Genomic DNA, 13,760 nt, shown 5'->3' with positions numbered 1-13,760 from the left:
TCGGACGGGTCGCGAACGACCTCGACTCTCTCACCATCGGGCGCTCCCTCGCTCGCGCCGGTGCGCCCTCGCGGCTGCGCCGCCCTCGCCGGACAGGATCCGGCGCCGAGCGACGCGGCGCACCCGGGCGGCCGGTCTTGCACCGCCTCGCGGCGGCGTCAATGGGAAGTTGGCATACCAGATACCATGTGTCAAATAGGAGACGCTTCGCGAGGAGGGCCCCGCCGATGCTCAGCGACCCGTCCGACGAGACCTTGACCGCCTTCGGTCCCTGGAATCCGGGGATTGAATCGACTCTGCCGCGGGCCTTCCTGCCCCTCGCGACGGTGTTTCGGCCCGAGAACGTCTCGACCCGGCTCGCCGACGCGGAGGACCTCGCCGGGGTCTGCGGTCTGGCGCCGCAGGATCTGGTCGCGTTCCGGCCCGAGCGGCTGGCCGTGCACGAGGTTCTGGTGCGCGTCACCGCCGACCTCTCGGTCCCGACCGGGCAGGAATACGCGGATCTCGGGGTGAATTTCCGCCGGATGACCGAGCGGATCCTGGCGACCGCGATCCGGCCCCGCCACGCCGAGCTCCGCGCGGCCCTCGACGGCGTCGACGCGCGGGCCTCCGCCCGGATGGAGCGCGTCCTCGACGCGATCTTCGCGCCGCCGCCGCCGCCGGCGAGGAAGGGCTGGCTGTCGCGGTTCCGTGCCGCTCCGGCGCCCGGCCCCGCGGCGGAGCCGGTCGAGGAGCGGGCGCTCCGGATCCTCGCCGAATCCTGCGAGCGGGCGGCGCGGGAGGAGGATTCCCTCGCGCGCGCCGCCTGCGAGGCGCTGCGCCGGGCCGTGGCGGGGATCATCCGCCAGCGCGGCCGGCTGCTGCGCGACCGTGCCCTGATCCTGCGGATCGCCGCGCCGCTGGTCTCGAACGGGCACGGCAGCCGGGAGATCGGCCGGCTCCTCGACCCGTGGTTCCGGGAGGCGGCTCTGCGCGAGGGCTACCGCGTGCTGACCCCGCAGGCCCGGCCGATCGTCATGAACGTCAAGGGCGCCTCGGCCTCGGGCAAGAGCACGATGCGGCCCCTGCAGCGGGCGCTGGCCGGGCGGATCGGCGCGGACTGGTCCGATTTCGCCCTCATCAGCCCCGACATCTGGCGCAAGTTCCTGCTGGACTACGCCTCGCTCGGCCCTGCGCGGCGCTACGCGGGGACGCTGACCGGCCACGAGGTCGAGATCGTCAACACCAAGCTCGACCGCTACATGGCGGCCAAGGCGCGCCAGGGACGGATGTCGCACCTGCTGATCGACCGGTTCCGGTTCGACAGCTTCGCGGCGGATTCGCGGGCGGAGGACGGGAGTCAGCTCCTCACCCGCTTCGGCGACCGGATCTACATGCTGTTCATGATCACGCCGCCGGACGCGACGGTCGAGCGGGCATGGCTGCGGGGCGAGCGCTTCGGCCGCTACAAGGCCGTCGACGACCTCCTCGCCCACAACGTCGAGGCCTTCACCGGCATGCCGCGGCTGTTCTTCACCTGGGCGCTGAAGCCGGACCGGCGGGTGCACACGGAGTTCCTGGACAACAGCGTGGCGCAGGGCTGCCGCCCGCGCACCGTCGCCTTCGGCTGGAACGGCGAGATGACGATCCTCGATCCGGCCCGCCTCCTCGACATCGAGCGCTTCCGGCGCATCAACGTCGACGCCGGCGGCCCGCCGCAGGTCTATCCGGGCGCCGACGCGATGGCGCCCTCCCGCAACACCGGCTTCCTGCGCGACTGCGCCCGCAAGATGCGCCTGATCCGCTTCGCCGAGCCCGCGACGGGGCTGGTCTACGCCCGCTTCGAGGGCCGCAGGCTCACCTGCGCGGACCGCGACGCCTTCGCGCGGGCCCTCGGCGATCCGGAGATCCGCGCCGCCTTCGCGGCGCTGGCGGAGGGCCCGCCGGAGGCGTGCCCTGACGGGGCGCCGCCGGAGCATCTCGTCCGGGCGGAGACGCACACGCTCGGCGCCTGGGGGCCGGACCCCGAGGAGATCGACGCCCCCGCGTCCCCGACCGAGTGACGGCGCCCGCTGCGGTCGCGCACCCCGCTCCGCACCACCGTCCCGCGTCGGCGCTCCGTCGCGCGGCGGAGCGCCGACGCCCGGCGGAACACCGTCGCGCGGCACGGCGTTGTGGGGGCGCCATCGCCGTGGGGCCGGCCCGGTCCCCGGCCGTCAGACCGGAGGAGGATGGACATGGCTGGTGGAACACAAGCCGGAGGCCCCCGCAGCACCACGGGCCGCGGCGGCCAGGGCGGCGAGAGCCTCTACGATCAGGCGACGAGCGCGGCGCGCAATCTCGCCGACCAGGCCTCTGACCGCTGGGACGACGTCGCCGAGCAGGGCTCGCGCTACGTGCAGCGCGGGCGCGACTACGTGGGCGACGTGGACGGGGCCACGATGACGGGCTGGTTCGTCGCCGGCGCGATCGGCTTCGGCCTCGCGTGGCTGATGTTCGGCCAGCGCTCGATCACGGGCGACTACGTGGCCCGCGGCATGAGCCGGAGCAGCGAGCGCTACGACGGCTACCGCTGAGGCGCGCGGCGCGATCCGCGGGGCGGGGCGGGGGTTCGCTCCCGGCCCGTCCACGACGGAGCGGGCCATGCGGGCCGGGGCGCCTCGCGGCAGAGGCGGGGCACCCCCGCCCGCCGGGACGGATCGGCGCCCGGCTCCGGTGCATGAAAGTCACTTTTGATCAGACAGTTACGGGACGATGCTGACACCCCGCCGCGGCTCGCCTCGGCCCGGCGCGGGGCGCCGCTTCGTCCTTCTCCCGCAATCGCTTAATCGCATCTGAGAAGGTGCAGGCTGAAGAGCCCCTCCGCGTCGACCCAGACCCGTTTCGGCACCCAGCCCGCCGCGAAAGCGAGGGCCCGGAAGGCGTCCGGCGCGTACTTGTAGGAATTGTCGGTGTGGATGCTCTCGCCGGCCGCGAAGTCGATGACCCGACCGGCGATCCGGCACGCGGTCGGCCGCCGCGCCACCAGATGGGCCTCGACCCGGAACGGATCCTCCACCACCCGCGCCTCGTGCCGGAACGCGTCGAGATCGAAGCCGGCCTCGATCTCGCGGTTGGCGCGCGCCAGCAGGTTGAGGTGCAGCGCCGCCATCAGGCCGTCGCTGCCGCCGTAGGCGCGCAGGAGCCGGTCCGGGTCGTGGGTCGGATCGACCCCGATCAGGAGGCGGCTCGGCCCGAGCGTGTCGCGCACGCGCCCCAGGAAGGCCACGGCCCCGTCGGGCGCGAAGTTGCTGATGCTCGTGCCCGGGAAGAAGCCCAGGACCGGGCCGCCGCCGAGGTCGATCGGCAGCCGGATCGGCCGGGCGTAGTCGGCGTGGACCGGCCGCATCGCCACGGCCGGGTAATCCCGGGCGAGCCGGTCGATCGCCGCCACCAGGAAGTCCCAGGAGATGTCGAGGGCGATGAAGCGGGCAGGGGCCTCGAGCCGGTCGAGCAGGGTGCGGATCTTGCGGCTCGCGCCGCTGCCGTACTCGACGATGGTGGCGCCGCGCCCGACCACGCCCGCGACCTCGGCCGCCACCTCCGGCAGCAGCCCCATCTCCTGCTGGGTCGGGTAATAGTCGCGGCTGCCGCAGATCCGGTCGAACAGCGTCGAGCCGGTCTCGTCCCACAGGTACTTGCCGGGCAGGGACCTCGGCGTGCGGCCGAGCCCGGCGAGCGCGTCGCACCGGAAGGCCTCGGTCTCGGCGGCGCGATCGGGCGCGGCGGGCATTGCGGTCACGTCGGTCATTCCGGCCTCGTGGCGGTCAGGACGACGAGGGCGATCCGCTCGGCCGCCGCGTAGGCCGGCCCGTCGAGTTCCTCGCCGTAGGCGTCCGGGTCGACCTCCCGGTAGGTCCAGGCGAGGCGGGCCGCCTCGCAGGCGGCGGCCGCCGCCTCCCGGAACGGGTCCGCCCCCTCGACGATCGCGGCGCCGGTGAACAGAACCAGCGTCCCGCCCGGGGCGAGGCGCTCGGCGGCCGCGCGCACGACCGCGAGGGAGAGCCCCGTGCCGAGGGCGCCGCCGCCGTCCCGGTAGGCCCGGCCGGCCGCGTCGACCATGAAGGGCGGGTTCGAGACGATGAGGTCGAAGGCGCCCTCGACGCCGGACAGCATGTTGCTGGGCCGCGCGCGCACGTTCGCGACCCCGGCGGCCCGCGCGTTCAGCCGCGCCGCCCGCAGCGCCTTCTCGTTGATGTCGACCAGCACCACCTCGGCCCCGGGGGCGCGCTTGGCGATCAGGATGCCGGCGGCGCCCGAGCCGCAGCCGATGTCGACGGCGCGCCGCACCGGGCGCTCGCGCGCGGCGAGATGGTCCAGCACGGCTGCGGCGAACCGCACGGTGTCCGGCCCGAAGAAGACCGAATCGGCGGCGAGCGGCGGGAAGGCCGAGTGCAGGAAGAGTTCGCCGTCGAGGCTGGACAGCCTGAGCGCCGGCCGCAGGAGATCGCCCTCGGGCACGACCGCCGCGGCCTCTCGCAGGGCCGCCAGCAGCGGCGGGGGCAGGAGGTGCGGGCGGAACGGCCGGCTCCAGCCGAGAACGTCGCGCAGGTTGCGCGCCTCCCGGTTCTGCGGGCGGCCGTTCACCCGCGCATGCGTCGCCGGCGTCACCGTGGTGAAGCGGTAGCCGGTGGCGCGGACGGCCTCCACCAGCGCCAGCAGCGCCGCCTCCTTGCCCTGGTCCAGCGCCATCATCACAGCTGCTCCGTGCGGGCCCGCGGCGGGGCCAGGAAGGCGCCCGCCCGCAGGTCGCGCGCCACCTGGTCGGGATCGCCGCGCGGCGCGGTCTCGCGGCGGCGGAACGGGCAGGTCCAGGCCTCGCCGACCAGCCGCCCGCTGTACTGGCGCGCCTCCGAGGTCTCGCCGTGCCGCGCCAGCATCGGGTTGATCGAGCCCGTCCAGGCCAGGTCCCGGTCCAGGATCGCGGCGCGCAGGCTCTCGTAGCGCCCCTCCGCGCGCAATCGCACGAACTGCTCCCGCAGGTTGAACACCAGCGCCGGCGCCTCGAAGCGCCGGGCCGGCCGGCTCGCGCCGGGATGCAGCCCGACCACGAAGAAGGCCTCGCCCCCGAGGCTCAGGGCGAAGTGCGGGTCGTCCGGGTCCGCGCGCACGCGCGGGTCGTAGGGCAGGCCGACCCGGCTGTCCCGGTCCGAGAGGGCCTGGATGCGCGCCCAGAGATGCGTCTCGAAAGCCTCCTCGGTCAGGGAGGTCGGCCCCTCGAACAGCACCGCGAAGCTCTGGAACAGCCCGGGCGCCTCGCGGGTGCGCGCCACGAAGGCGAGCAGCGCCGGGTAGATCCGGTCGTCGTCGCGCCCCGCCGCGAGGTCGCCCGCCACCACGAGCCGCAGTTGCCCGCGCTGCAGGGCGGATTTCGCGCCGACGCAGGGGAAGGCCGGGCGGCGCAGGAAGGCCCTGAAGCGGTTGGCCAGGGGGTGGTCGGCATCATCCTCGGGAAAGGTCATGGCACGCAGGACAAGGTTTTCCAGGGTGAGGGAGCCGTCGACGGCGTCGCCGCGCGCTGGCGCGGCGGGTGCCGAAAACAGAACGCGGTGAAAGAATCGCGCGCGACGCATCCACGGCGGCGGGACAACCTCGTCGGGTAGGGGTTGTTCCTGCCCCCGGTCGGGCGATCACCGCGGAATCAGGCAGCATCCACCCGGTAGTGGATCGGCTTGAAGGCGTAGTTGTTCGATTGCAGCGCCGAGCAGGCGGTGAGCCCGATCACCAGATCGGCCTCGGCCGCGAACACGACCCGGTCGCCGGCGCGGCTGAGCGGTGGCCTGACGGCGATCGCGCCGCTCGCCCCGTCCACGGTGACGTGCATGAAGACGTTGAACGCGACCGGGATCCGGTCGGGCGTCACCCCGTAGGGCGCGAGCGCCCGGGCGAGGTTGCCGAAGCAGCCGTGATGCGGGTGCGCGTCGCCGTAGATGATGCGGAACGTGTCGGCCGAGCAGGGCGTCAGCAGGAAATCGTGCCGGCCGACCGTGTCCTCGACGATGCGCAGGAGCACGGCGCTCCGGTTCGAGTAGAGCGGGTCGCCCGTGCTCAGGAAGATGCGCCCGACATAGTCGATGGTGCGCCCCGAGGAGATCACCTCCTCCACGTCGCCGCGGCGGAAGGCCAGGAGGTCCGCGACCTGCTCCCCCTGCGGATCGATCACGGTGAGGCGCTGCCCGCGGTCGAGCGCGAAGGCGACCCCCGAGCGCGGCGGGATCTCGTAGACCCGACCCGGGACCGGCGGCTCACCCGGCTGCGACATGCCTCTGCCCCTCTCGACGACCGCGGCGGCAACGTCCGGACGGGCGGGCGGATGCGCGGCGAAAGCGCGCGGGAGGCGCCGCACCCGCCGGCTCCCGAAGGGGAACCGGCCCGAAACCGCGACATTGAGCCGGACACGCCCTCAGCCCGGATCCCGCCTTGCCGTCACCCTCTCGAACCCTGCCGCAAGACGTCGCCCTGGTTCTGGGCGGCGGCAACGCCCTCGGCGCCTACCTGGCGGGCATCTGCGAGCACCTCATCGCCGAGGAGATCCGGCCGCGCCGCATCGTCGGGGCCTCGATCGGCGCGGTGACGGGCGCGCTCCTGGTCGGCAACCCGCCCGAGGCCCGCCTCGACCGCCTGCGGGAATTCTGGGCCGAGGCGGCCGTCCACTCGCTGCGCGAACCCACCGGCGCCACCAAGCTGCGCCAGACCTATAACGGCCTCCACTCCGCGCTCGCGGCCCTGGCCGGCCGGCCCTCGCTCTTCCGCCAGCGCTTCCCGGGCCTGTGGTCGGCCCTGCCCTGGATGCCGAACGACGTCGCCCTCTACGATCTCGCGCCGCTGCGCGCGACCCTGACGCGGCTTGTCGATTTCGACCGCCTGAACCGGGGCGACACCCGGCTGACGGTCACCGCGGTCGATGTCGAGACCGGCGACGAGGTGCGGTTCGACACGGCGGATGGGGGCATCGGGCCGGACCACATCCTGGCGAGCGCCTCGATCATCCCGGCCTTCCCGCCGGTGGAGATCGCCGGGCGCCTCTACTGCGACGCGGGCTACACCAACAACGTGCCGCTCGACCTGGTGCTGGCGGATCCGCCGGAGCGGGACCTCCTCTGCATCGCGGCCGAGCTGTTCAGCCTGCGGGCGCCGCGCCCGCGCAGCCTCGACGCCGTGCTGGAGCGGGCGCACGACCTCATCTTCGCGAGCGCGACGCGGCGCAGCGTGGCCGCGCTGCGGCGGGACTACGCGCTGCATGCCCGGCTGGAGCCCGACGGCGCCCGGGCCACCCTGCTGCATCTCGCCTATCAGGGCGGACCCGACGAGGTCTCGGCCAAGACCCTCGACTTCTCCCCATCCTCGATCCGCGACCGCTGGGCCGCGGGGCGGCGGGACATCCGTCGCGGCCTCGAGCGCCTGCGCGAGGCCGCGCCCGGACCGGACCGGCTCACCTACCTGTCGGTCCCGGACGGGGCGGGGGACGGACTCGGGCGGGCGCGCCTGCCCTGAGGGGCGTCACACGACACCCGACGGATTGCGTCGTCACGCGGATGTCGGCGTCGCTCAAGCGCCGCGCGGGCGTGTCATCCGCTGTCCGGAATTGAGCGTCCGGACGGCGGATCAGCCCATCTCCAGCGGCAGGTGAAGGTCGCAGACGACGCCCTCCGGCGGGTAGGCGAGCCGCACCGTGCCCCCGAGTTCGCTGCCGACGCCGCGCTCGATCATCCGCGAGCCGAAGCCCTGGCGCGTCGGCGGCAGGACGGGCGGGCCGCCGCGCTCCTCCCAGCGCAGGTGAAGGCTCAGGCGCGGCGCGCGGCGCGGCTCCCCGTCCTCCTCGGCGATGCGCCACGTCACCGCCACGGTCCCGTGGGCGTTCGAGAGCGCGCCGTACTTGGTCGCGTTGGTGGCGAGTTCGTGCAGCACCATCGCGAGGGCGAGCGCGATCCGCGCGGAGACCCGGATCGGATTGCCCTGCCAGCGGCAGCGCTGGCCGTCGCCGTGCAGGCGCAGGGCGTCCGCGACGATCTGGGCGAGGTCCGCCCCCTGCCAGTTCTCGTCCGTCAGCACGTCGTGCGCCTTGGACAGGGCGATCAGGCGGGCGGTGATCGCCTCTCGGGCCTCCGCCAGGGAGGCGGCGCTGCGCAGGGTCTGGGTGGTGAAGGCCTGGACGGTGGCGAGCGTGTTCTTCACCCGGTGGTTCAGCTCGTTCAGCAGCAGCGCCTGGTGCTCCTCGGCCTTCTTCTGCGCCGTCCGATCGCGGAGGATCTTCAGGAAGCCCGCGAGCGCGCCCGCGTCGTCGCGCAGCGGCATCATGACCCCGTTGGCCCAGAACCGGCTGCCGTCGCGCCTCTGGTGCCAGCGGTCGTCCTCGGCCCGGCCCTCGGTGACGGCGAGGCGCATCTCCGCCTCCGCGATGGCGGCGCGGTCGTCGTCGGGCGTGAAGATGAGGTTGAGCGGTTGCCCCAGGGCCTCGGCCTCGCTCCAGCCGAGCAGGCCCTCCGCCCCGGTGTTCCAGCCGGTGATGCGGCCGGTGAGGTCCGTGGTGAAGATCGCGTAGTCGCGGGCGCTCTCGACCGCGAGTCTGTAGCGCGCCTCGCTCGCCGTCAGACTCAGCCGCTCGGCGTGGAGACCGGCATTGGACTGTTCGAGCTCGGCGAGCCGGGCCTGGGCGAGGGCGAGTTCGGCCCTCGCCTCCGCCAGTTCCCGCTCGTGCCCGGCATGGCTCGTCGGCGTCTCCGCCGCGGCGCGCCGGGTCGCCTCGTCGAGGGAGCGGCGCAGCCGCGCCAGTTCGGCCTCCAGCTCCGTCACCCGCTCGGCCGCGACGGCGGCCGGCTCCTCACGCTCACTCAACCGGAACTCCCGCCGTCGCCGCTCGCAAGTCTCGCGGGCTCACCCCAAAGATCGACGGACCGCGACCAAGCCGAGCGATGCCTTCGCGGGGCGTGGCATGGGCCGTCCGCAAAGGCAAGCCGGCCGCGTTGACTGTCAGGATTCCGACCATGCAGTGGAGCGACGCCGTGCCGGAGCATTGCCCCCGGTCGCCACCTTGCGCGGTCCGGCGCGAGCGGGCGGCGCGCGGGGTCTGAACTGGTCTTCCCGCCGGCGCCGCGGCGGCCGGAATGGTCGAGGACCGGCCGACACGGTGTCGCGGGAGCGGGGCCGGGGACGAGCGGGGCTGGCCGGCCCCGCCGCGGCACCTAGTGTAAGGGTTCCGAACAGGAAGCCGGCATGACCATACCGATCACACTCACGGTGAACGGCGACGCGCGCGCGCTCGTCCTGGAGGATGCGCGGGTGACGCTCCTCGACCTCCTGCGCGAGCGGCTCGCCCTCACGGGCACCAAGAAGGGCTGCGACCGCGGCCAGTGCGGCGCCTGCACGGTGCTGGTCGACGGGCGGCGCGTGAATGCCTGCCTGGCGCTCGCGGTCAGCCTCGACGGCGCCGAGGTCGTGACGATCGAGGGCGTGGCGCGGGACGGGGCGCTCCATCCGGTGCAGGAGGCCTTCCTCGACCACGACGCGCTGCAATGCGGCTACTGCACCCCGGGGCAGATCATGTCGGCGATCGGGCTGATCCGCGAGGGGCTGGCGGGGGACGATCCCGAGCGCATCCGCGAGGGCATGAGCGGCAATCTCTGCCGCTGCGGCGCCTATGCGGGGATCACCGAGGCGGTGCGCGACGCGCGGGCGCGCCTCGCCAGAGCGGAGAAGCAGGGCCGGGGAGAGGCGGCATGAACCGGTTCGAGTACCTTCGCCCGGCCACGATCGCGGAGGCGGTGGCGGCCGGCGCCGGGGCGGGCTCCGCCTTCCTCGCCGGCGGCACCAACCTCGTCGACCTGATGAAGGGAGGGATCGAGCGCCCGACGCGGCTCGTCGACCTCACGCGGCTGCCCGGTCTCGACCGGATCGAGACCCTGCCCGACGGTTCCCTCCGCATCGGTGCGCTGGTGCGCAACGCCGACCTCGCCGCCGACCCGGACTTCGCCCGCGCCTGTCCGGCCGTGGCCGAGGCGTTGCTGTCGGGCGCCTCCGCGCAGCTGCGCAACGCCGCCACCGCGGCCGGCAACGTCCTGCAGCGCACGCGCTGCCCCTACTTCTACGACCCGGCGAGCGCCTGCAACCGGCGCGTCCCGGGCGCGGGCTGCGACGCGCGCGGGGGCGAGACCCGCGCGCACGCGGTGCTCGGCTGGAGCGCGCATTGCATCGCCACTCACCCGTCCGATTTCTGCGTGCCCCTGGTCGCCCTCGACGCGGTCGCGGAGGTGGAGGGCCCGCAGGGGCGGCGCGACCTGCCCCTCGACGGCTTCCACCTCCTGCCCGGCAATCACCCGGAGCGGGAGACGCTGCTGGCTCCGGGCGAGCTCGTGGTCGCCCTCCGGCTTCCGCCCTCGGCCGCCGCCTTCGCGGGCCACTCGCGCTACCTCAAGCTGCGCGAGCGCACGTCCTACGCCTTCGCGTCGGTGTCGGCGGCGGCGTCCCTGCGGTTCGACGGAGAGCGGATCGCGGAGGCGCGCCTGGCCCTCGGCGGGGTGGCGGCGAAGCCCTGGCGCGCGCGCGAGGCGGAGGCGCTCCTCGCCGGCGCGGCTCCCGGGCCGGAAGTCTTCGCCCGCGCGGGCGAGGCCGCGCTCTCCGGGGCGGTCCCCTCGGGCGACAACGCGTTCAAGATCCCGCTCGCGCGGCGCCTCGTCGCCCGGGCGCTCGCCCGCGCGGCCGCCGGCACGCCGGAGCGCCTGCCGGCCCTGCCGGCCTCGGTCTTCGCCCCCGCCCCCGGAGAGCACGCCCATGCCTGAGCCCGCCCGCCTCCGCCACGGCTCGAATCTCGGCCAGCCCCTGACGCGGCGCGACGGGACCCTCAAGGTGACGGGGGCCGCGCGCTACGCGGCGGACCACCACCCGGAGGGCCTGCTCCACGCCGTGCTCGCGACGAGCAGCATCGCCCGCGGGCGCGTCGCGGGCCTCGACGCGCCGGCCGCCCTGGCGCATCCGGGGGTCGTCGCGGTGATGACGCCCGAGAACGCGCCGCCCCTGGCGCAGGACCCCGACGAGAAGCACGACCCCTTCACCTTCCGGCTCGACCTGCTCCAGGGCCCGGAGGTGCGCTATCCCGGCCAGCCGATCGCCGTGGTGATCGCCGAGACGCTGGAGGCGGCGACCGAGGGCGCCGCGCTGCTCGCCCCGACCTACGAGAGCGAGCCGCCCGCGATCGGGCTCGACGCCGGGCCTGCCTTCGCGCCGCCCGCGGTCGGGGTCGGGGAGCCGGCCGACCTCGCGGTCGGAGACGTCGAGGACGGCCTCGCCCGGGCGACCGCGCGGATCGACGCGACCTACGAGACGCCTGCGCAGTACCACAACGCCATGGAGCCCCACGCCGTGGTGGTGTCCTGGGACGGGGACCGCCTGACCCTCGACACGCCGAGCCAGGGCATGGCGATGGCCCAGGGGCGGATCGCCGGCCTGTTCGGCATCGCGCCCGACGACGTCCACATCCGGAGCCCCTTCCTCGGCGGCGGCTTCGGCTCGAAGGGCATGATTTCCGGGCCGCAGGTGCTCGGCATCATGGCGGCCCGCCTCGCCGGGCGGCCGGTCAAGCTGGTGCTGCGCCGCGATCAGATGTACGGGCCGGTCGGGCACCGCGCGCCCACCCGCCAGCGGCTGCGGCTCGGCGCCGATGCCGAGGGCCGGCTCACCGCCCTCGACCACGGCACGCTGACCGCGACCAGCCGCTTCGACGACTTCATCGAGCCGGCGGGCGGCGTGTCGCACACGCTCTACGCGACGCCCGCCCTCAGGACGACGCATCGGGCCCTGCGCCTCGACACCGGCACGCCGCTCTTCATGCGTGCGCCCGGCGAGGCGACGGGCAGCGCGGCGCTGGAGAGCGCGGTCGACGAACTCGCCGAGGCCTGCGGGCTCGACCCGCTGGAATTCCGCCTGCGCAACTACGCCGAGCGCGAGCCCGCATCCGGCCGGCCCTTCTCGTCGAAGGCCCTGCGCGAGTGCTACCGGCAGGGCGCGGAGCGCTTCGGCTGGGCCGGGCGCCCGCGCGCGCCGCGGCAGCGCCGCGACACCGACGGGCTCCTGGTGGGCTGGGGCCTCGGGACCGCGACCTTCCCGGCGCTGATGTTCGAGGCCGAGGCGCGCGCCGAGATCCGGGCGGATGGCGGGGCTGCGGTGGAGATCGGCGCCCACGACATGGGGCAGGGGGCCTGGACCGCCCTGGCCCAGATCGCCGCCGAATCCCTCGGCCTCGACATCGACGCCGTCGCGTTCCGGATGGGCGATTCCCGGCTCCCGAACGGCGGCATCGCCGGCGGCTCCGCCCACACGGCGACGGCCGGGGCGGCGATCCACGAGGCGGGCGCCGCCGCGATCGCCGCACTCGCCGCGCTGGCCACCGCGGACGAGCGCTCGCCGCTCTTCGGGGCCGGCAATGCCGGGGTGGTCGCCCGCGGCGGCCGGCTGCTGCGCCGCGACGACGAGGGCCGCGGCGAGGCCTTCACGGAGATCCTGGCCCGGGCGGGCCGCGCCTCCGTCGAGGGGCGGGGCAAGGGCGCGGGCGATCCGGCGGCGCGCGAGGCCTACGCGATGCACGCCCACGGCGCCGTCTTCGCGGAGGTGAAGGTCGATCCGGATCTCGGGCAGGTGCGCTGCACGCGGCTCGTGGGCGCCTTCGCGGCGGGGCGCGTGATCAACCCGCGCCTCGTGCGCAGCCAATATTACGGCGGGATGATCTGGGGCCTGTCCTTCGCCCTGCACGAGAGGGCCGTCCACGATCCCCGCACCGGCCGGATCATGAACGCGAACCTCGCCGAGTACCACCTGCCCGTGAATGCCGACGTGCCCGCCCTGGAGGCGATCCTGGTCGAGGAGGCGGACCCGCACGTCAACGCCCTCGGGATCAAGGGGGTGGGCGAGATCGGCATCACCGGAACGGCGGGCGCGGTGGCGAACGCGGTCTGGCACGCGACGGGCATCCGGGTGCGCAGCCTGCCGATCACGCTCGACCAGCTGCTGTGACGGCGCGCGGCCCGGAACCCCGGGCCGCGCGCCGGACGTTGACGGGGGACGCTCCGCGAGGCCGCGCATGGACGCCACCCCGACCTATACGCCGCACGCCAAACTCCCGGAGGCCAAGCCGCCGGTCTTCCTCCGCGGCCTGCTCCTGACCCTCGCCGGGATCGCCGTCGGCGGCCCGGGCTATTACTGGTCCTTCATCCACCAATCGGCGCTGGGCACGGTCGTGGGCGTGGTCGGGGTGTCGCTGTGCATCCTGGGCACGGCGAAGTCGGAAGGGCCGGTGCACCGCTAGGGCAGGCTTCGCTCGGGCCGAAGCCGCAAGCCTGCTCTGGGCCTTCGATTGTGCTGCCCGGCGGGGAAGGCCGGTCGTGCGATCCGGCACGGCGCCTGAGCGACGCCGACATCCGCATTGCCGAAATGGGAGATGGCCAAGCCATCAACCAGATGTCGGACGACAAGTCTCCTTTGCGCCGACACACCCGATTCGCATAAGGGATCTTATGGAACCAAGGGGCGGATGCAGGCGAGGCGGACGCGGCGGCGTCCTGCGGGGCCAGCGCGACGGACGGCCGGCGCCTCGGCCCGGTCACCGCGCTGACCGACGCGACCACGCGCGTCGACGGCTACACCGAGGCCGGCGACGCGGCCCAGACCCAGAGCGTGCGCGGCACCGATCTCGCCTCGCTGGTGGCGCGGGCCGGGGCGCAGCCGCGCACGGCGCCCCTCGCGGCCTTCGCAGG

13 protein-coding genes (1 of these 13 only partly in view) are annotated in these 13,760 nt (G+C 74.6%); 8 read left to right on the top strand and 5 right to left on the bottom strand.

Going from position 1 to position 13,760, the window contains the following annotated elements:
* Positions 1-227: 227 nt before the first annotated feature.
* Positions 228-2,042 (top strand): hypothetical protein, encoded by a 1,815-nt coding sequence (locus tag M446_RS12280; protein ID WP_012332415.1) that lies wholly within the window; start codon positions 228-230, stop codon positions 2,040-2,042.
* Between the two features lie 174 nt (positions 2,043-2,216).
* Positions 2,217-2,555 (top strand): hypothetical protein, encoded by a 339-nt coding sequence (locus M446_RS12275; protein ID WP_012332414.1) that lies wholly within the window; start codon positions 2,217-2,219, stop codon positions 2,553-2,555.
* A 248-nt stretch (positions 2,556-2,803) separates the two neighbouring features.
* On the opposite strand, the gene egtD is transcribed toward M446_RS12275, so the two are convergent.
* The 4 genes from egtD to M446_RS12255 form a co-directional block, all read right to left on the bottom strand.
* The gene (egtD, locus tag M446_RS12270) at positions 2,804-3,769 is read right to left on the bottom strand and encodes an L-histidine N(alpha)-methyltransferase (RefSeq protein ID WP_012332413.1); all 966 of its coding nucleotides are present in this window, start codon (positions 3,767-3,769) and stop codon (positions 2,804-2,806) included.
* A complete protein-coding gene (locus M446_RS12265; RefSeq protein ID WP_012332412.1) occupies positions 3,766-4,713 on the bottom strand; it encodes a methyltransferase in 948 nt (315 codons plus the stop codon). The genes egtD and M446_RS12265 overlap by 4 nt, the downstream gene beginning before the upstream one ends.
* Positions 4,713-5,480 (bottom strand): guanitoxin biosynthesis heme-dependent pre-guanitoxin N-hydroxylase GntA, encoded by a 768-nt coding sequence (gntA, locus tag M446_RS12260; protein ID WP_012332411.1) that lies wholly within the window; start codon positions 5,478-5,480, stop codon positions 4,713-4,715. Before gntA ends, M446_RS12265 begins: the two co-directional genes overlap by 1 nt.
* 179 nt (positions 5,481-5,659) lie before the next feature.
* Complete coding sequence (locus M446_RS12255) at positions 5,660-6,280, bottom strand: DUF1989 domain-containing protein (RefSeq protein WP_012332410.1); 621 nt, start codon at positions 6,278-6,280, stop codon at positions 5,660-5,662.
* Positions 6,281-6,438: 158 nt separating this feature from the next.
* Here M446_RS12255 and M446_RS12250 point away from each other — a divergent pair, with 158 nt between their 5' ends.
* A complete protein-coding gene (locus M446_RS12250; protein ID WP_012332409.1) occupies positions 6,439-7,512 on the top strand; it encodes a patatin-like phospholipase family protein in 1,074 nt (357 codons plus the stop codon).
* Positions 7,513-7,623: 111 nt separating this feature from the next.
* Here M446_RS12250 and M446_RS12245 read toward each other — a convergent pair whose 3' ends face one another.
* Entirely contained in the window at positions 7,624-8,853 is a 1,230-nt protein-coding gene (locus M446_RS12245; RefSeq protein WP_012332408.1) for a sensor histidine kinase, read from the bottom strand.
* A 378-nt stretch (positions 8,854-9,231) separates the two neighbouring features.
* Between M446_RS12245 and M446_RS12240 the strand changes: the two genes are divergently transcribed.
* The 5 genes from M446_RS12240 to M446_RS12220 form a co-directional block, all read left to right on the top strand.
* Entirely contained in the window at positions 9,232-9,738 is a 507-nt protein-coding gene (locus M446_RS12240; RefSeq protein WP_012332407.1) for a (2Fe-2S)-binding protein, read from the top strand.
* On the top strand, positions 9,735-10,793 hold the full coding sequence (locus M446_RS12235; protein ID WP_012332406.1) for an FAD binding domain-containing protein: 1,059 nt from the start codon (positions 9,735-9,737) through the stop codon (positions 10,791-10,793). Before M446_RS12240 ends, M446_RS12235 begins: the two co-directional genes overlap by 4 nt.
* Positions 10,786-13,020 (top strand): xanthine dehydrogenase family protein molybdopterin-binding subunit, encoded by a 2,235-nt coding sequence (locus M446_RS12230; protein WP_012332405.1) that lies wholly within the window; start codon positions 10,786-10,788, stop codon positions 13,018-13,020. Before M446_RS12235 ends, M446_RS12230 begins: the two co-directional genes overlap by 8 nt.
* Before the next feature lie 67 nt (positions 13,021-13,087).
* On the top strand, positions 13,088-13,312 hold the full coding sequence (locus M446_RS12225; RefSeq protein ID WP_012332404.1) for a hypothetical protein: 225 nt from the start codon (positions 13,088-13,090) through the stop codon (positions 13,310-13,312).
* Between the two features lie 203 nt (positions 13,313-13,515).
* Positions 13,516-13,760, top strand: partial view of an autotransporter domain-containing protein gene (locus M446_RS12220; protein WP_150108641.1) — the 5' end (the start) only. It continues 292 nt past the right edge of the window; only the first 245 of its 537 coding nucleotides appear in the window; it begins with the start codon at positions 13,516-13,518; its stop codon lies beyond the right edge, outside the window.

The organism is Methylobacterium sp. 4-46, assembly GCF_000019365.1.
Lineage (GTDB): Bacteria > Pseudomonadota > Alphaproteobacteria > Rhizobiales > Beijerinckiaceae > Methylobacterium.
Note: the sequence above shows the minus strand (reverse complement) of the source record. Positions and strands in the feature narration are given on the sequence as shown.